This is a genomic window from Polaromonas sp. P1_E11, from assembly GCF_056405995.1.
This window is the reverse complement of the sequence record NZ_JBFUBA010000001.1, coordinates 285374-303938: the sequence shown is the minus strand read 5'-3', so window position 1 is coordinate 303938 and position 18565 is coordinate 285374. Positions and strand designations below refer to the sequence as shown.

Annotated in this window: 16 protein-coding genes; 5 read left to right on the top strand and 11 right to left on the bottom strand. The window is 63.7% G+C overall.

The features are described 5' to 3' along the window. Positions 1-279: 279 nt before the first annotated feature. From AC1D11_RS01505 to AC1D11_RS01465, 9 genes are all read right to left on the bottom strand, one after another. Positions 280-3378, bottom strand: a complete 3099-nt coding sequence (locus AC1D11_RS01505) for an efflux RND transporter permease subunit (protein ID WP_477649240.1) — start codon at positions 3376-3378, stop codon at positions 280-282. Positions 3379-3456: 78 nt separating this feature from the next. Further along, positions 3457-5016, bottom strand: a complete 1560-nt coding sequence (locus AC1D11_RS01500) for an efflux RND transporter periplasmic adaptor subunit (protein ID WP_477650889.1) — start codon at positions 5014-5016, stop codon at positions 3457-3459. A 309-nt stretch (positions 5017-5325) separates the two neighbouring features. Beyond that, a complete protein-coding gene (locus AC1D11_RS01495; RefSeq protein ID WP_477648806.1) occupies positions 5326-6249 on the bottom strand; it encodes a ribokinase in 924 nt (307 codons plus the stop codon). 138 nt (positions 6250-6387) lie between these two features. Beyond that, on the bottom strand, positions 6388-7686 hold the full coding sequence (locus AC1D11_RS01490) for a TRAP transporter large permease (protein WP_477648807.1): 1299 nt from the start codon (positions 7684-7686) through the stop codon (positions 6388-6390). Continuing rightward, positions 7683-8162 (bottom strand): TRAP transporter small permease, encoded by a 480-nt coding sequence (locus AC1D11_RS01485; RefSeq protein ID WP_477648808.1) that lies wholly within the window; start codon positions 8160-8162, stop codon positions 7683-7685. Before AC1D11_RS01485 ends, AC1D11_RS01490 begins: the two co-directional genes overlap by 4 nt. A gap of 27 nt (positions 8163-8189) precedes the next feature. Beyond that, positions 8190-9206 carry a sialic acid TRAP transporter substrate-binding protein SiaP gene (locus AC1D11_RS01480; RefSeq protein ID WP_477648809.1) on the bottom strand — a complete coding sequence of 339 codons (1017 nt, stop codon included), beginning with the start codon at positions 9204-9206 and terminating at the stop codon, positions 8190-8192. A 71-nt stretch (positions 9207-9277) separates the two neighbouring features. Beyond that, positions 9278-10210, bottom strand: coding sequence for a dihydrodipicolinate synthase family protein (locus AC1D11_RS01475; protein WP_477650890.1), 933 nt, complete (start codon positions 10208-10210; stop codon positions 9278-9280). Next, positions 10207-10923, bottom strand: coding sequence for a GntR family transcriptional regulator (locus AC1D11_RS01470; RefSeq protein ID WP_477648811.1), 717 nt, complete (start codon positions 10921-10923; stop codon positions 10207-10209). Before AC1D11_RS01470 ends, AC1D11_RS01475 begins: the two co-directional genes overlap by 4 nt. Positions 10924-10930: 7 nt before the next feature. Next, the gene (locus AC1D11_RS01465) at positions 10931-11377 is read right to left on the bottom strand and encodes an RbsD/FucU family protein (RefSeq protein ID WP_477648812.1); all 447 of its coding nucleotides are present in this window, start codon (positions 11375-11377) and stop codon (positions 10931-10933) included. Positions 11378-11532: 155 nt separating this feature from the next. Between AC1D11_RS01465 and AC1D11_RS01460 the strand changes: the two genes are divergently transcribed. Genes AC1D11_RS01460 through AC1D11_RS01450 form a run of 3 tightly spaced genes read left to right on the top strand, consistent with a single transcriptional unit; the run spans position 11533 to position 13950 of the window. Next, a complete protein-coding gene (locus tag AC1D11_RS01460) occupies positions 11533-12531 on the top strand; it encodes an aldo/keto reductase (RefSeq protein WP_477648813.1) in 999 nt (332 codons plus the stop codon). After that, positions 12528-13364 carry an amidohydrolase family protein gene (locus AC1D11_RS01455; protein WP_477648814.1) on the top strand — a complete coding sequence of 279 codons (837 nt, stop codon included), beginning with the start codon at positions 12528-12530 and terminating at the stop codon, positions 13362-13364. The genes AC1D11_RS01460 and AC1D11_RS01455 overlap by 4 nt, the downstream gene beginning before the upstream one ends. A gap of 58 nt (positions 13365-13422) precedes the next feature. Next, positions 13423-13950 (top strand): GNAT family N-acetyltransferase, encoded by a 528-nt coding sequence (locus AC1D11_RS01450; protein WP_477650924.1) that lies wholly within the window; start codon positions 13423-13425, stop codon positions 13948-13950. A gap of 73 nt (positions 13951-14023) precedes the next feature. On the opposite strand, the gene AC1D11_RS01445 is transcribed toward AC1D11_RS01450, so the two are convergent. After that, the gene (locus tag AC1D11_RS01445) at positions 14024-14935 is read right to left on the bottom strand and encodes a LysR substrate-binding domain-containing protein (protein ID WP_477650891.1); all 912 of its coding nucleotides are present in this window, start codon (positions 14933-14935) and stop codon (positions 14024-14026) included. Positions 14936-15041: 106 nt separating this feature from the next. Between AC1D11_RS01445 and AC1D11_RS01440 the strand changes: the two genes are divergently transcribed. Together AC1D11_RS01440 and AC1D11_RS01435 are read left to right on the top strand one after the other, a co-directional pair. Then, a complete protein-coding gene (locus AC1D11_RS01440; RefSeq protein ID WP_477648817.1) occupies positions 15042-16205 on the top strand; it encodes a mandelate racemase/muconate lactonizing enzyme family protein in 1164 nt (387 codons plus the stop codon). 31 nt (positions 16206-16236) lie between these two features. Beyond that, the gene (locus tag AC1D11_RS01435) at positions 16237-17229 is read left to right on the top strand and encodes a tripartite tricarboxylate transporter substrate-binding protein (RefSeq protein WP_477648818.1); all 993 of its coding nucleotides are present in this window, start codon (positions 16237-16239) and stop codon (positions 17227-17229) included. Between the two features lie 78 nt (positions 17230-17307). Here the strand turns inward: AC1D11_RS01435 and AC1D11_RS01430 are convergent, their stop codons facing one another. Continuing rightward, positions 17308-18540, bottom strand: a complete 1233-nt coding sequence (locus AC1D11_RS01430) for an MFS transporter (RefSeq protein ID WP_477648819.1) — start codon at positions 18538-18540, stop codon at positions 17308-17310. Between the last annotated feature and the right edge of the window lie 25 nt (positions 18541-18565).

The following is an 18565-nucleotide window of genomic DNA, read 5'->3' as shown; positions in this document are numbered from 1 at the left end:
GTATTTGGTATTCCTCCCCCACCCCTTCTGTATGCGCCGAGGAGCGGAGGGCCAGACGGATCAGGGCAAAAACTTGTTTGAGCCGAAGGCGAGTTGTTTTTGACCCCGGCTGGACCGAGCACCGCAGGTTGCCCGCAGCGCAGCGGAGGGACGCAGACAGCAGGGTCACCTTTCTTTTGCTTACTTTTCTTTGGCGAAGCAAAGAAAAGTGAGTCGCCTGCCGGGCGACCCCGGCCCCGGCACTCAAGCCAAACCCGCGGTACGGACCATAAAGAAGTCTCACGCAGAAACCTCCTTCCCCTTCTTCCCAAACCTCCGCCCCAACCGATCAAACGCCAAATAAATCACCGGCGTCGTAAACAGCGTCAACACCTGGCTCACAATCAGCCCGCCAAAAATCGCCAACCCCAGAGGCCTCCGCAATTCAGCGCCTTCGCCAAAGCCCAGCATCAAGGGCACGGCAGCAAACAGCGCCGCTAGCGTCGTCATCAGAATGGGCCGGAAGCGCAGCAGCGCGGCCTGGTGAATGGCGTCCTGCGGTGACTTGCCCTGGTTGCGTTCGGCGTCGATCGCGAAGTCAATCATCATGATGGCGTTCTTCTTCACGATGCCAATCAGCAAGATGATGCCGATGATGCCGATCACCCCGAGGCCTGACCCGCTGATCATCAGCGCCAGCAGCGCGCCCACGCCGGCGGAGGGCAGGGTCGAGAGGATCGTCAGCGGGTGGACGTAGCTTTCATACAGCACACCCAGCACGATGTAGACGCAGATCACGGCCGCCAGGATGAGCCAGAGCTGGTTGGACAGCGAGGCCTGGTAGGCGCCTGCCGCGCCCAGAAAAGTCATGGTCACGCTGGCGGGCATGGCGATGTCCTTGGCCGCTTCCCGGATCTCGTCGACCGCCTTGCCTAGCGAGACGCCGGGAGCCGTGTCAAAACCCAGTGTGGTGGCCGGGTACTGGGCCACGCGTGTGACCTGCAGCGGGGCTGCCTGCTCGGTGATGGTGGCGATGGCCGACAGCGGTGTTGGCGTGCCGGAGCCGGTTTTGAGCTGCAGGCTGCCTAGCGATGCCGGCGTGCGCAAAGAGTCGGGCATGGCTTCGAGGATCACGCGGTACTGGTTGGTCTCGGTGAAGATGGTCGAGACAATGCGCTGGCCGAATGCGCTGTAAAGCGCATCGTCAATGGACGAGGTCGTGACGGCCAGGCGCGACGCGGTGTCGCGGTCTACCGTGATGTAGGCCCCCGCGCCGCTGGAGCCCGCATCGGACGACACGTTGCGCAGGCTTTCGAGCTGCCGCATGCGCTGCGTGAGCTTGTTGGCCCATTCCACCACGGTGGCGTTGTTGGAGCCTTCGAGCGATACGCGGAACTGCGTGGGCCCGGTTTCGGCGTCAATGGTCAGGTCTTGCGTGGGTTGAAGGTAGAGCGTGACCCCGGCCACCGCGGCGGCCCTGCGCTGCAGCCGGTCCATGGTTTCCTGCTGGCTGCCGGTGCGCTCTTTTTTCAGGTTGATCAGCATGCGGCCGGTGTGCAACATGGTGTTGTTGGCCGCGTCCACGCCGATGAAGGAGCTCAGCGTCTCGACGTCGGGGTCTTCCAGGATGGCCTTGGCCGTGGCCTGCTGCAGTGCGGCCATGCGGTCGTAGGACACCGACTGTGCGGTTTCCACGCGAGCCTGCAGCTGGCCCGTGTCCTGCGTCGGGAACAGGCCCTTGGGGATCAGCACATACAGCAGCACCGTGAGCAGCAGGGTGGCCAGTGCCACCAGCAGCGTGGCGCCCTGGCGTTTGAGCACCCAGGTGAGCCACACGTCGTAGCGTGCGATCACGTCATCAAAAAAACGCTGGAGCCTGGCACCTGCCTTGGCAAGCCGGCCCTCGCCCGCGGTTTCCGGCACGTGTTTCAGCCAGCGTGCGGACATCATGGGTACGAGCGTGAGCGACACCACGGCGGAAATCAATATGGTGATGGCCAGCGTGACGGCAAACTCGCGGAACAAGCGGCCGACCACGTCACCCATGAACAGCAGCGGTATCAGCACGGCAATCAGCGACACCGTCAGCGAGATGATGGTGAACCCGATCTGCGTCGCACCCTTGAGGGCTGCGGCCATCGGTTCTTCGCCTTCCTCGATGTAGCGCGAGATGTTTTCGATCATCACGATCGCGTCGTCCACCACAAAGCCGGTGGCGATCGTGAGTGCCATCAGGCTCAGGTTGTTGAGGCTGTAGCCCAGCAGGTACATCAGGCCGCAGGTGCCGACGAGTGAAATCGGCACGGCCAGGCTGGCGATCACGGTGGCGCGCAAACTGTGCAGGAAAGCAAAGATCACCAGCACGACCAGCACCACGGCCAGCAGCAGTTCAATCTCGACGTGCATCACCGAGGCGCGTATGCCGGTCGTGCGGTCGCTCAGCACATCGACCCTGAGGGAGGTGGGCAGGCCGGCCTGCAGTTCGGGCAGGCGTGCCTTGATGGCGTCCACCGTGGCAATCACGTTGGCGCCGGGCTGGCGCTGCACATTGAGGATGATGGCTGGTTTCAGACCAGACCATGCGCCCAGCTTGATGTTCTCGGCGCTGTCCACCACCTGTGCCACGTCGGACACGCGTACCGCCGCGCCGTTGCGAAAGGCAATGATGAGGTTTTTGTAGTCGGCCGCGGCGACCAGCTGGTCGTTGGAGTTGATTGAATAGGACCGCGTGGGTCCGTCGATGCTGCCCTTGGCGCCGTTGGCATTGGCTGCGGAAATCGCAGTGCGCAGTGAATCAAGCCCGAGGCCGTAGGAAGCCAGCGCCCGCGTGTCGGCCTGGATGCGTACTGCGGGACGCTGCCCGCCGCTGAGCGACACCAGCCCCACGCCATTGACCTGGCTGATCTTCAGGGCCAGCCGGGTGTTGACGATGTTTTGCACCTCCGTCAGCGGCATGGTGTCGGACGTGATGGCCAGTGTCAGCACCGGGGCATCGGCCGGGTTGACCTTGGCATAGACGGGCGGGGCGGGCAGGTCAGCCGGCAACAGGGAGCCGCCCGCGTTGATGGCGGCCTGCACCTGCTGCTCGGCGACGTCCAGTGCCAGGCCCAGGCCGAACTGCAGCGTGACGATGGAGACACCAGCGGCACTGGTGGAGCTCATGCGCGAGAGGCCGGCCATCTGGCCGAACTGGCGTTCCAGCGGCGCTGTCACGGTCTGCGCCATCACTTCCGGGCTCGCGCCGGGATACAACGTCTGCACCTGGATGGTGGGGTAGTCGACCTGCGGCAGGGCCGACAGCGGCAAAAATTTGAAACCCACGAGGCCAGCCAGCACGATGGCCACCATCAGCAGCGAAGTGGCTACCGGGCGCAGGATGAAGGGGCGTGAGGGGCTCATTAAATAACCTTCGTGCTTCGCACTGCGATGCTATTTGCCTTGGGAACGGCCCGGCGGCTCATTGGTGCGAGTCCCGGATCATTGCGCCGGCCGTTCGCCCTGGCGGCGGTCCCTCATGCCTTGCCAGCGTGCCAGGGCTTCCGGGTCACCCTTGTCGATTTGCTCGAGGAAGCGCTTGCGGCGTTCCAGCGCGGCCGGGTCGTCCTTGACCTGGTCGAGCATGCGCTGGCGCTGCTCGGCCGTGGGGCCGGCAATGGAAGGCGGCGCGGCGCCGGGCTGCAGTGCCGCTGCCGGGGGCGTGGAGGGTGCCGCCACCAGTGCACTGCCGGCGGTGTCGGATGCGGGGCGCTGGCGCCCGGCCGCCGAAGCGCCGCCGCCCGGTGCGCTGGCGCCGCGGCGCTTGCCGCCCATGCCGGCGCCGGGCGCGTCGCCCGGCAGCACCACGCTGGCGCCGTCCTTCAGGCGGTCGGCGCCTTCGGTGATCACGCGCTCACCGGCCTTTAGCCCGGAGGTGATCACGATTTTTTCGGCTGTGGCCTGGCCGCGCTGCACTGGCCGCAGGGACACCGTACGGTCGGCCGCGTTCAGCACATAAACGTAGTCGCCGGTGCTGCCCAGGCGTACGGCGGTGACAGGCACCACCACCGCGTCTTCCAGTGTCTTGACCTGGAGCTGCACGTTCACGAACTGGCTGGGGAACAGCGTGAGCTTGCTGTTGGCAAAGCGCGCCTTGGCCCGGACGGTGCCGGTGGTGGTGTCCACCTGGTTGTCGAGCGAGGCAAAAACGCCGGTATCGAGTGTGGCGGTGCGCGTACGGTCCAGCGCAACGACTTTCATGGCAGTGCTGCCGCCTGCGTTCTGTTGCAGCTCGCCCGCCCGGTCCTGCGGAATGGAGAAGACCACGTCAATCGGGCTGACCTGGGTAATCAGCGCTATGCCGTTGGCGTCGCTGTTGCTCACCACATTGCCGACGTCCACGGTGCGCAGGCCCACACGCCCGCTGACGGGTGCCACCACGCGGGTATAGCCCAGGTTGAGCCGCGCCGTGCCTTCGTTGGCCTTGTCGATGACGACTGTGCCTTCCAGCTGCTTGACGAGTGCGGCCTGCGTATCAACTTCCTGCCGCGCAATCGAGTCCTGCTCGAGCAGGGTCTTGAAGCGCTGCAGGGTGACGCGGGCGCTGTCAAGCTGGGCTTCGTCGCGCTGGCGCTGGCCGACGGCCTGCATCAGAGCCATCTCAAACTGGCGCGGGTCGATGGTGGCCAGCAGTTCACCGGCCTTGACCATCTGGCCTTCCTTGAACAAAACCTTTTCCATCACGCCGGAAACCTGGGGCCGCACCCTGACCGTGGCCTGGGGAGTGACGGTGCCCAGGGCTTCCAGGACGATCGGGATGCTGGCCTTCTCGGCGGTGGCGACGCCTACCGTGGTGGCTGGTGCACCGCGCCTGAAAGCTCCGCCCGGACCGCCGCCTGTCGGGGTGTCTGTGGAGGGATGGGTGAGGTGCCAGGCCAGCCAGCCGGTGCCGGCCAGTGCCAGCACGGCGATCACGCTGCCGATGATGGACGCGCGGCGGCTCAGTCGTTTACGGGATGGGGTAGGGGCGCCGCTTTCCGGCGTCTCGGCTTTCGGGTCCATCAGCTGTCCTTGGTGCCCGCTGCGCCAGACGGGCCGGCGCAGCATTTTTTTGTGTTTGATGGTGATTCATGCGCCGGCAGCCAAAGCCCTCGGCTCCACCTGACGGCGCTCAATAATTATCACTGCAAGCCTTGGGGGCGCAGATAAAGCGCCTGAAAGAGGCGCGTAAATATCCGGTAAAGCGGCGATTGGCCTACACGGTTGCGGGCAACAACGGGAGGTCGGCCTGGATTGGCTGGTTGCTATTGTTTTAATAGCGGCTTGCGCCCGTTGTCATTGGGCTTCGGCCATTTTTTTCAATAACAACGACTACGCAAGCAACGCCGCGGTTTCTGCGGAGGACGGCATGCCGTCGATGGCGCCGTGCCGCGTAACGGACAACGCGGCAGCCGCGTTGGCCCACTGCATGGCGACGGGCAGCGGTTCTCCGCGCGCCAGCGCGGCGGCCAGCGCGCCGGTGAAGGTGTCACCCGCGCCTATGGTGTCGCGCACGGCCATGGGTCGGCCCGGCAGTGAAACAGGCGGCTTGCCGGCCTGGAAGAGCCGGCAGCCGGAAGCGCCCAGCGTGACGAGCACGGCGCGTGTACCGCGGTTGATCAGCTGCAGGGCAGCATCGTCCACCGAACCGGCATGCGCTGCACCGGCCAGCAGGTAGAGTTCATTTTCATTGGGCGTGAGCACATCGACCAGCGCCAGAAGCTCGTCCGACAGGGGGCGCGCAGGTGCGGGGTTCAGTATGGTGATGGCGCCTGCCCCGCGGGCCAGGCGAAAGGCCTCCAGCGTGGCGTCTGCAGGCACCTCGCACGAAGCCATCACGACGCGGCAAGCGCCCAGCACCTGCTGCGCGGCCTGCGCATGCCGCGCGGCCAGGCCTTTGCCGGCACCGGGATACACCGCAATGCTGTTGTCGCCGTCCTCGTAGACGAGGATTTGCGCAACACCGCTGCGCTCACCGGCTACTTGCTCGACCTGTGTGGTGGCTATGCCTTCCTCATGCCAGAGCTTCATCCCCATGCGCCCGAAGTCGTCGTCCCCGATGCGTGCGATCAGTGCCACGCGCGCGCCCTGTCGGGCAGCGGCCACCGCCGCATTGCTGCCCTTGCCGCCCGGGCTGATGCTGAAATCGGTGGCCATCAGCGTTTCACCGCGCGCGACGGGCCGCTCGACGCGGGAGATCAGGTCGGCGTTCCAGCTGGCAACGCAAACGACATCGGCATTCACAACGTCATTCATACCGTAATCTCTGGAGTGAAGCGCCGATCTGGGGCATGGGCGGATGCCACCAAGCAGACGCCGCGGAACCGGCTTTGCCGGGCCGCAGGTGTCGCCCCCTCGAGGGGGAGGCGCCGCAGGCGCTTCGGGAGGGAGTCATTATTTCCCGCCATAACCCATGGTTTGCGGCAGCCACAGCACGATCTGCGGAAAGCAAGTCATGGCCAGCAACAGCAGCAGCAGCATGACAAGGAAAGGCCAGCCTTCCTTCATCATTTCGCCGATCGGGATGCCGGTAAGGGCCTTGGTCACGAACAGCAGCATGCCGAAAGGCGGGTGGATCAGGCCGATCATCATGTTGAGCACCACCAGCACGCCGAAGTGCACCAGGTCCACGCCCAGCAGCTTGGCCGCCGGTAGCAGCATGGGCACAAACACCAGCAGCAGCACCGACACATCGAGGAAGCAGCCCAGCACCAGGAACATGACGTTGACCATCAGCAAAAAGCCGATCTGCGAGAAGTGCATGCTGTCGACCCACGCGGCCATGGCCTGCGGCACGCCTTCGGCGGTGAAGGCGTAGTTGAGCATGAAGGAGCCGGCCAGGATCATGGTGATCACCGCGCTGGCGCGTGTGGACTCCATCACCACGACCCAGAAGCTGCGCCACGTCAATGCGCGGAACACCAGCGCCGCCAGGATCAATGCATGCAGCGCGGCCACGGCAGCGGCTTCGGTCGGCGTGAAGATGCCGGAGTAAATGCCGCCCAACAGTACGATGGGCATCGACAACGGCAGCGCACCACGAAAGATCAGGCCGGCCCATTCCGAGCGTGGCACAGGTTCGTCGCGTGGCATGTTGCGCTTTTTCGCAATGACCGCGACCACGCCCATCATCAGCCCGGCCATCAGGAAGCCCGGCACCACGCCGCCCAGGAAGAGCGCGCCGACCGAAGCGCCCGACACCAGTGCGTAAATCACCATGGGGATAGACGGCGGGATGATGGGGCCCAGCGTGGCGCTGGCCACCACCACCGCGCCGGCAAAGCCGCGCGTGTATTCCGGTTTTTTCAGCATCTGGCGAATCGTGACCAGGCCGGGACCGGCCGCGTCGGCGATCGCGCTGCCGCTCATGCCCGAGAAAATCACGCTGACCAAAATGTCCACCTGCGCCAGGCCGCCGCGAAAGCGGCCCACCAGGATGCGGCAGAAGTCAAAGATCCGTTCACTGACCGTGCCTGCGTTCATGATGTTGGCGGCGAACACAAAAAGCGGCACCGCCAGCAGCACGTAGCTGTTGTAAAGGCCGTTGCCGATTTGCTCGGCCACCAGGCCGATGTCCTGGCCCTTGACTGCAAGGTAGCCGATGCCCGCCGCGATCATCGAAAAACCGATGGGCATGCGCAGCAACATGCCGCCCGCCAGCACCCCAACCAATACCCAGATAGCGCTTGTCATATCCGCAGCTCCGCTTCAAGACCCTTGCCCCGGATCGCGTTCCAGATCGCCCAGGCCGAGCGCACCGCCAGAGCGGCGAGCAGCAGCACAAAAGGCATAAAGACCCATTGGAAAGACACGCCCAGCACGGGCGTTCCTTCGCGGGCCATGAAGTGCACGTAGTCCCAGCAGCCCGGAATGCCCCAAGCCGCCAGGCCGCCCACCAGCAGGTTGCCGGTAATCGCCATGGCTTGCCGGCCGCGGTAGGGCATGTTGTTCCAGACCAGGTCGAACACCACGTGCTCGCGCTCGGGCACCACCACGGCGGCAGCCCACAGGATGACCCAGACATAGAGGATCACGGCCGCTTCATCCGTCCAGGCCAGCGGCTTGTTGAAGAAAAACCGCGCCGTGATCTGGATCACGAACACGATGAACAGCGTCAGGAAGAGTCCGCCACCAATCAGATTGGCGGTTTTTTGGAGCCAGCTTTTCATGGTTGTTTTCAGGGCGCTCTGCAGGAATTACTTCGTGCTGTTGATGCGCTCAAGCAAGCCTTTGGGCCAGGCCTTGGCGTACTCGGAGTTCTGGTAAGTCGTCTGCACCGTCTTGCGGAAAGCGTCCACATCCGGCGTTGTAACGGTCAGGCCTTCCTTCTTGAAGAATTCGACGAGCTGGCCTTCTTCCTTGATGCGGTTTTCATTGTTGTAGGCGGAGGCAGCCTGTGCAGCGGCCTTGACCTTGGTTTTCTGCGCCGCATTCATGGCGTTGTAAGCCTTATTCGAAATCGCGATGAAGATCCCGTCCACCAGGTGGCTGGTCAGCACGATCTGCTTGGTCACTTCATAGAACTTCGCCGCGCGCACGGAGGGCAGGGGGTTGTCCTGGCCGTCGATGGTGCCGGTCTTCAGGCCCAGGTAAACCTCGCCAAAGGCCAGCGGTGTGGGCGTGGCGCCCAGTGCCTCACCCAGGAACAGCCATTCCTTGGAGCCTGGCATGCGCAGCTTCACACCCTTGAGGTCGGCGGGAACCTTGACGTTGCGGGCCTCACGCAGGTTGACCTGGCGTGTGCCGAGGTACACGGTGGACAGCGGCGTCACTTCCATTTTTTCGGAGACCAGCTTGAACATCTCGGTGCCGATGGGGCCGTTGAACACCTTTTGCTGGTGGTCCGGGTCGCGCACGATGTAGCCGGCCGTGAAGATCGAGAACTCGGGAACCAGCTTGGCGATGTCAAAAGCAGAGATCGACGACAACTCAAGATTGCCGCGCGCCATGGCCGCGGGCTCGGTGCCCTGCTTGAAGAGCGATGCATTCAGGTTGATCTGCACATCGAACTCGCCGGGCGCGCTTTTTTCAAGGTTCTCCTTGAAGACGGTCCACATCTTGGCGTGCCAGTCATCCGGCACGGCCGGCGTGGAAACGCGCAGCACGACCTTGTTCTGTGCCTGTGCGGCGGGCAGCAGGGCGCCCATCAGCAGCACGGCGGAAGCGGTGCCCAGCAGGCTGCGGCGGAAAATACCTTTGAGGGAAGCTGTCATGTTGTCTCCTTACTTTGTCGTTAAGTCGCGTGAAATTATCGAAACCGTACCGGGACCAGCCCGGCGTGGCGTCACTCGGATTTTGTATTAATCCCGAAGGCGCTGATGGTTTTTTCCAGTGCCGTGTATTCGTCGGGCGTCAAAGCCACCAGCGGTGCGCGCACGCGCAGCCAGGTCTTGTCGCCGCTCAGCATGGCCATGATCCCCTTGAGTGCGGGCATCAGTGAATAGGGGCCCAGCATGCCGATGAGCTCGACAACGCGTTCCCGCTCGGTGGGCGTGCTGGGGGCGTCGGGCTCTGTGACCAGTCGCTTGACCAGCCGCGGCATGAAATTGGCCAGGCCGCTGATGGCGCCGGTGCTGCCGCGGCGGCCCATCTCCGGCAGGTCGGGTTCAAAACCGACGTAGACCGTGATGTCTTTCATGAAGGCTTCGGACAGGCCGACCGAATGTGCGGTGGTGCAGGCGCTGTCCTTGATGCCCACGATGGTGTCCGGGTACTGCTTCTTGAGCGTGCTGATCACATGGTGTGACAGCGGAACGCCCGTGACCTGGGGGATGTGGTACAGGTATAGCTTGAAGGGTGTGCCGGCCATGCCGTCGATCACATAGCGGTAGCTGTCGATGATGCCCTGGTCAGACACGCCCTTGAGGAAAAACGGCGGCAGCATCAGGCAGCCGTGCACCCCCGCCTTGACGGCGTGGCGCGTCAGCTCCAGCGTTTCGGGCAGGGCGGCGCAGCTGGTCGACACCATGATCTGCGCGGCCGGAATGCCATTTTTGATGAGCTGGTCAATGGCTTCCTTGCGTTCGGCCAGGGAAAAAGACGGTCCTTCGCCAGTGGTGCCGAAAGCGGTCACACCGGGGCAACCGCTCGCGATCAGCGCCTTGCAATGGGCTGCGAATTTTGCGTGGTCAATGTTCAGGTCGGCCGTGAGTGGCGTCAGCAGGGCGGGCCAGATACCGCGAAACGATTTTTCGGCGGCGGGGAAAGAACTCGTCATTCAGGGGTCTCCAAAGACCACGGCATATCGGGCCGCGGCAGTCCTAGCACACGTCGGTGCGCGCTTTCAATGTGGTGGCTCAGGCGTTCGATCACGGCAGGCGCGTCGCGCCGCTTGAGGGCGTCGATAAACCAGAGGTGCTCTTCCATGGCTGGAATCAGCACGTCGGGTGAAAGGGTCGAGCCTTCGAGCTTGATCAGTCGCACGCGCAGGCTGTTGATGCGGTAGACCTCGGAGATCAGCTCGTTGCCGAGTGCGTCGATCATCAGGTCATGCAGGCCCCAGTCCACCGCGGTGGCGTCCTTGAGCAGGCTGTCGTCAATGGCTTTTTTCCGCGCACGCTTGACGATGTTCAGGTGCGCCTGCTCGATGGCTGCGAGGTCGGCGTCGGACACGGTGGTGACAAAGCGGGTGGCGGCCTCGCGCTCCAGCAGGCGGCGCAGCTGAAAGGCGTTGTTGATCAATTTGAGGTCCACGTGGGCGACCTGCAGGCCGCGCTGCGGCACGGTCTTGAGCAGGCCCTCGGCCTCCAGGCGGGGAATGAGCTCACGCACGGCACCCAGCGGCATACCCAGCAGCTGCATCAGTTCGCGCTGCGAAACAAACTGCCCGGGGCGAATGTTGGCATCAACGATTTGCTGCTGAAAGCTCTCATAGGCCTGCGCGCGCAGGCTGATGGGCGGGCTGTGGGGCGCTTGCGCCGTACTGCTCATGGGTCGGTCAGCCCGCGTCGCTGGATATGACGCCCTTGCGCAGCAGGATGTTGCCGTACTTGCGCTGCTCGCCCGTCTGCAGGATCAGGAAGGCCGCTTCGGTGCGCGCATAAAACTCAAACCGTTCCAGCGTGGCGGCTGGCCGCTCGGCCGCCTGGGCCAGCAGCGCGGAAAATTCGGCGACAGGGGCGGGCACAGCGCCGGCATCACCCACCACCTGCATTGTCCAGGCAACGTCGCGCACGTAGTTGTCCAGCGGCAGAAGTTGCAGCACGGCCTGCAGCGCCTGCGGCGACGTGACGCCCGCCAGCTGCACCAGCCGGGCGCCCCCCCGGGCCGCCACGGCAGCGGCTGGAAAGTTGGCGTCCACGATGGCGACGTCATCCCCATGGCCCATGCTGCAGAGTCCATGCAGTGCGTCAGGGATCAACAGTGGCGGAATATTCTTGAGCATGCGTTGGGGCTGAGGTAGTGATAGGCAATAGCCCAGATCCGCCCGGCTTTTCAGTCCGCGGGTTTCTCCGGGTTGGATAACTGACATGTTAGCTATAACATTGCTGAACTTTTATTGGTGTTTACCCGGAACTGCGGCTTTGCCGGCATGTTGAAATGACTTCCACCTCTTCCAGTCCTACATCCCTTCGGCTCGGGCTCGGCGGCGCGCCGCTGGGGAACCTGTTTTCGGCCGTCAGCAACGAAGAGGCGAAGGCGCTGGTGGATGCTGCCTGGGCCGGCGGCTGCCGCAGTTTTGACACCGCACCGCATTACGGCCATGGGCTGTCGGAGCGGCGGATGGGCGACGCACTGCGCTCGCGGCCGCGGGACAGTTTCACCCTGTCCAGCAAGGTCGGCCGCATCCTGACACCTGACGGGCATGCCGCGAAGGCCCAGCACGGCTATGTCGACATCCTGCCTTTTAACCAGCATTGGGACTTCAGCGCTGGGGGTACGCGCCGCAGCGTGGAAGACAGCCTCCAGCGGCTGGGCATGTCCCGGCTCGACAGCGTCTACATTCACGATCCGGACGCCCAAACCCATGGCGCCAACGCGGGGGCCGTGCTGCGCCAGCTGATCGATGAAACGCTGCCGGCGCTGCAGCAATTGAAGCGTGAAGGCCTCGTGCGTGCCATCGGGCTGGGCACCAATGATGTCGACGTCGTACTGGACGTGTTGCGCGAAGCCGATCTGGATGTGCTGATGCTGGCAGGCCGTTACAGCCTGCTGGACCACAGTGCGCTGCCCGTTTTGCTGCCGCAGTGCCTGGCGCGCGGCGTGCGCATCGCGCTGGGCGGGGCATTCAACTCGGGCATTCTTGCCACCGGGACGCGAGGCGGTGCTGCAACTTTCAACTACGCGCCGGCCCCACGCGAATGGCTGGAGCGGACGGCGAAAATTGAAGCGGTTTGTGAAGCGCATGGTGTGCCACTGCGCGCCGCCGCACTGCAGTTTCCGCTGGCACACCCGGCTGTGCACAGCCTCATGCTGGGTGCCCGCAAAGTCAGCGAATGGACGGACGCGGTGGCCATGATGGCGCACCCCATCCCGCCGGAGTTCTGGACTGCGCTGCGCACGCAGGGCCTGCTGCCCGCCGAGGTGCTGACACCATGACATCGTTTCCGGTGATCGACGCGCACTTTCATTGCTGGCAGCTGGCGCGCGATGACTACGGCTGGCTGACACCGGAACTGGCGCCGATCTACCGCGATGTGGCCGTGAAGGACTGGCAGGCGCAGTCTGCGCCATTGGGTGTGCGGGGCGGCGTGCTGGTGCAGGCCGCAGCCACTGAAGCCGAAACACATTTTTTGCTGGCCCAGGCCGATGCGAGCCCCGGTGTGCTGGGTGTGGTCGGCTGGGTGGACATGCTGTCGCCCGACGCACCTGCCCGCATAGCGGCGCTGGCCCGCCACCCCCGGCTCAAGGGACTGCGCCCGATGCTGCAGGACATTGCCGATACACAATGGATATTGCAGCCTGCGCTGGCGCCGGCCCTGCAGGCGATGGTGGAATGCGGCCTGGTGTTCGATGCGCTGGTCAAGCCTGCGCACCTGCCGCATATCGTGACACTGGCGCGCCGGCACCCGGATTTGCGCATGGTGATAGACCATGCCGCCAAACCCGACATCGCTGCGGGCCAATGGCAGCCCTGGGCCGACGACATGCTGCGCATTGCCGGTGAGACACAGGCCTACTGCAAACTGTCGGGGCTGATGACCGAGGCCGGGCCGAAGCCGGCTGCCGGCGCTGTCACGCGCTGGGGCAAGCGCGTGCTCAAAAGTTTTGGTGCGCGGCGTGTGGTGTGGGGCAGCGACTGGCCGGTGCTGGAGCTGGCCGGAAGTTATGCGCAGTGGTGGGGCGAGACGCAACAATTGCTTGCGCCGCTCGACGTAGCGAGCCAGGCGGCCGTCATGGGCGGCAACGCCAAAGAGTTGTACTGGCTTTAAATCCCGGTTTTGCGCTCTTTCTTTGTGCGCCGTCTTTAGAATCACCCGATTGTCTGCACTGAAAGCGCATCGCGTGACCGAATCCTCCAACCCTTCCGAAAGCCCGCTGCAGGTTTGCCGCGCCGATTATCAAAACCCCGTGCATGCCGCCGCTGTCGTGCAATTGCTCGACGCCTATGCGCAAGACCCGGCCGGCGGCGGCAAGCCGCTCAGCGATTTCGCCAAAGACAATCTCGTCAGTGAACTCGCCAAACGCCCGCATGCCTTCAGCGTGCTGGCCTTCAGCGGCGACAAGGCTGTCGGCCTCGTCAATTGCATTGAAGGTTTTTCCACCTTTGCCTGCCGCCCGCTCGTCAACATCCATGACGTGGCCGTGCTGCCCGGCCACCGTGGCCAGCGTATCGGCGAGAAGATGCTTGCGATGGTGGACGAGATTTCACGCGAACGCGGCGCCTGCAAACTGACGCTGGAGGTGCTGCAGGGAAACCGCAGCGCCATCAAGCTTTATGAACGCATCGGCTTTGCCGGCTACCAGCTGGATCCGGCCATGGGCCAGGCGCAGTTTTTCCAGAAGTGGCTGGATTGAGCACACTTTGACGCCCCGATCTGGTTCAACAAAACTTCCTCAGCAGGCTAAGAGCGGGAGCTAGAGGCACGCGTCAACTGGCACCGCCGACCGGCTTCGTCACCGCATCCCAAAGCGCCTCCGCGGCTCGCCCCATGGAGTTGCGGGACCGGAAGAGTTTGATTTCAAGGGGGACGCGTAACGCAGGCACACCCGCCTCGACCACACGACCCGTTGCCAGGTCGTCATGAACCAAGGTTTGCGGCAGCCATGCGACGCCCCGGCCTTCAAGGACCATGGTTCTCAACACCGAGGCCAGGTGCGCGGTGAACACCGTTTGTGTGAGGACATTCTCCATGGCTTCAAACCTTGTTTCGCGCAAGATGCGGCCAAGCCCGGATTCGGCACTGTAGCCAAGAAGAGATACCGGCGCCTTGCACGCTTGCAGCCTGTGCAGGGGTTGGCCGGAGGCATCAACGGCCGTCACCGGCACGAGACTGTCAGCGCCAATCTGGATGGAGAGAAAACCGCCGGACTCAAGACGCCCGGGAGCGTCAGGGTGGGCGTGGCACACCACAAACTGCACCTTGCTTTGCTCCATCAGCGCCTCGCACCGCGCCAGCACGTCCGACTCCAGGTGTATCGTTCCGGCCATGGTGTGCGCTTCAAAACTCCGCAGCCAACCCGGCATGAAGGTAAACGACAGAGCATGGGTTGCCGCAAACCGCAGGGAATGTGTGCTTGCCTCGGCGATGATCCGGGCCTCGCCCGGAACGCGGGCCACCTGAGCCTTCAAATCCTCGGCAATGCCCTGGAACCACTGGCCAGCTTCCGTCAAACGGACGGGCTGTGAGCTCCTGTCGAAAAGTTCTGCGCCGATCCATTCTTCCAGGGCGCGCACCCGGCGCCCGAAAGCAGGCTGCGTCATGTGGCGCTCTTCGGCAGCACGGGAGAAATTGCCCGTGATAGCCAGCGCAGAAAAGTCTTCGAGCCAGGAAAAATTCATGCCCAGTGCTTTGAAAGCATTGAAGAGAAGAAAAACAGCATTGGTCAAATGCGGCAGCCTTCGCGATCATAACGATCCTCACCACAACCTGTCATAGAGCCAGCCCATGAAAATCGTTGAAATCAGAGAGAAGACCCTGCCCATCAGTTCACCCATCCGCAACGCGTACATCGACTTCAGCAAGATGACCTTGAGCCTGGTGGCAGTGATCACGGACGTGATCCGGGACGGCAAGCCGGTCGTGGGCTACGGGTTTAATTCCAACGGCCGTTATGGACAGGGCGGGCTTATCCGCGAGCGTTTCCTGGACCGCATCCTTGACGCGGCGCCCGAAAGCCTGATTGACGCCAAAGGCACGAACATCGACCCTGCCAAGGTCTGGTCGGCCGCCATGAGCAACGAGAAACCGGGTGGGCATGGCGAACGCTCTGTTGCCGTGGGAACCATTGATATGGCTGTATGGGATGCGGTCGCCAAGATCGAGGGCAAACCCCTGTTCCGTATGCTGGCTGAACGCAATGGGCGCGAGGCGAATCCGCGAGTCTTTGTCTACGCCGCCGGCGGTTATTACTACCCGGGAAAGGGTAACGAAGCGCTCTGCGCCGAGATGCGCAGCTACCTCGATCGCGGCTACAACGTCGTCAAGATGAAGATCGGTGGCGCTTCCATTGACGAAGACCGGGCGCGCATCGAGGCGGTGTTGAAGGAGATCGGTTCACAGGCCCGGCTTGCGGTGGATGCGAACGGCCGTTTCGACCTGGAAACCGGCATTGCGTACGCCAAGATGCTCCGCGAATTTCCGCTGTTCTGGTACGAAGAGATCGGGGACCCGCTCGACTACGCCTTGCAGGCGGCGATTTCAGAGTTCTACCCCGGTTCCATGGCAACCGGTGAGAACCTGTTCTCGCACCAGGACGCCCGCAACCTCCTGCGCCATGGCGGGATGCGACCTGACCGTGACTGGCTGCAGTTCGACTGCGCACTGTCTTATGGCCTTGTTGAATACCTGCGCACGCTTGAAGTTCTCAAGCAGTTCGGGTGGTCGCCTTCGCGCTGCATTCCCCACGGCGGGCACCAGATGTCCCTCAACATTGCTGCCGGACTCGGCCTGGGCGGGAATGAAAGCTACCCCGACCTTTTCCAGCCCTACGGCGGTTTCCCCGATGGCGTGAAGGTGATCAACGGCCATGTAACCTTGCCCGAATTGCCTGGTATTGGTTTTGAGGGCAAGGCAGACCTTTACGCCCAGATGCAAGCCCTTTCCGCCTGATTCTGTTCGCGACTACAAAAGGAGACAAAGCATGAAAGACAATAAGTTGGTGTTCAAACGGGTTCTGGTTCCGGCGCTGCTGAGCCTGTCGGCAGTGTCGGCAGTTTGGGCGCAGTACCCGGACAAGCCGGTGACGCTGGTGGTGCCCTTCGCCGCCGGCGGACCGAGCGACAAAATTGCCCGCGACCTGGCTGAAGCGCTGCGCAAGCCGCTGGGCCAGACCGTCATCGTTGACAACACTGCCGGCGCCGGCGGGACCATCGGTGCGGCGCGCGTTGCGCGAGCCAAGGCCGACGGCTACACGCTACTGGTGCATCACATCGGCCTTGCCACTGCGCCGGCCCTCTATAAAAAATTGCCCTATGACACCCTGAAGGACTTCGAGTACCTGGGCCTGATCAACGAAGCGCCTTCGGTACTGATTGGCCGCACGACACTCGCGGCCAACAACCTGGCCGAACTGCGCAAATGGGTCGCAGATTCCGATGGCCGGGTGAATCTGGCCAACGCGGGTGTCGGGTCGGCTTCGCACCTTTGCGGTTTGATGTTGCAAAGTGCGCTCAAGTCCAAAATGGTAGCGGTCCCCTACAAGGGAACGGCCCCAGCCATGACAGACCTGATAGGTGGGCAGGTAGACCTGATGTGCGAACAGGCGACCAACGCGGTGCCGCAAATTGAGGGTAAAAAAGTCAAGGTGTACGGCGTCAGCAGCAAAGAGCGCCTGAACCTGCCCTCACTGGCTCAAACGCCGACACTGGCCGAGGCCGGCCTTCCGGACTTCAATGTCACGGTCTGGCATGGCGTGTATGCCCCGCATGGCACGCCGCCAGAGGTTCTGGCCAGGCTGAATGCCGCAGTGCGTGAAGCCCTCAAGGACCCGGACCTGATCAAGCGTCAGGAAGCGCTGGGCTTGCGTCTTGTGACCGATTCCAGGCTCAGCGCAGCCGGCCACAAGGCTTACGTTCAGGCGGAAATGGTGCGCTGGGGAAAGGTGATCAAGGATTCAGGCGAGACGGCTGAGTAACTTGCCAGGCGTCACTCGACGTGACGTGCGGGCTGGCAGAGGAATGGTGCCTGGCAGATCGCACGTCAATTGCGGTGCCTAGGGCTTCGCGTGAGAAGCGTCCCTCAGCATCAACAGCGCCGCAAACGCCACCAACCCGAGCGCCGCTGAGAACCACAGCGCACCGCTTCCAAAACGGTCTAGGGCCAGCCCAAACAACCAGGGTGCTGTTGCTTGTGCAAAGCGGGCCGGTACCATCAACAGGCCCTGCCGGGCGCCATAGTCGCGCACGCCAAACAGCACCAGCGGCAGCGTGCCTTTGGCAATCGTCAGCACGCCATTGCCGGCGCCGTGCAGCACGGTGAACACCGCCCCTGCCGGGATGCCAGAAAACAGGAACACCAGCGCGCCCAGCGTGTGCAGGCTGCCGGCCACTCGCGCTGACACGAGCGGGTGGATGTTGCGCAGCAGTCCGTATTCGAGCAGCCTGCCGGCGACCTGCGCGGGGCCGACCAGCCCGGCAAACACCAGTGCTGTGGCCAGTGGCACACCGTGGGCTTGCAACAGCCGCGGCAGGTGTGCGGCCATGGCCGTGCTGATGAACCAGGTGACGGCAAACACCAGCGCCAGCAGGACTGCGGTGCGGGTACTGCTGGAGGCGGAAGAGGTGAGAGAAGAGGTGGATGTGGATGGTGCGGACGCAGCGGCGGGCGCCAGGGCATCGGGCGGGCTTGCGCCTGAAGGAGCCTGGGTGGTAATGCCTGCCGCGGGCGAAGCCGGAAGCCACCAGTTCAGCGGCAGCCCCACCAGCAAGTGCAGCGCGGCCCAGGCCAGACAGGCCGCGCGCCAGCCCCATTCAAGCTCCAGCCAGGTCGACAAGGGCCAGCCCACCGTGCTGGCAAAACCGGCAAACAGGGTGATTCCGGTGATGGCGCCGCGAGCGTCTTTGCCGTACAGGTGCACCAGCGCGGCAAAGGCCGCTTCATACAGGCCCGCGGCCATGGCCACGCCCAGAATCACCCAGCCGGCAAACAGGCCCACCGGCCCCTGTGCCAGGGCCAGTACCAGCAGGCCAGCGGCAAAAATCAGGCTGTTCGCGGCCAGCACCGGCCTTCCGCCATGCTGGTCAATGGCCTTGCCCGCAGCCGGGCCCAGCAATGCGGAGACCACCAGTGCGGCAGAAAAGGCGGCAAACACGGTGGGCGTGTCGACGCCGAGGTCGCGTGCCATGGGCACCGCCAGAATTGCCGGCAGGTAGTAGCTGGAGGCCCATGCCAGCGTTTGTGCGATGCCCAGCTGGACGACGGTGGCAGAACGGTTTTTCGGTGTCACAGCCACAAGGGTACCAAGGACGGAC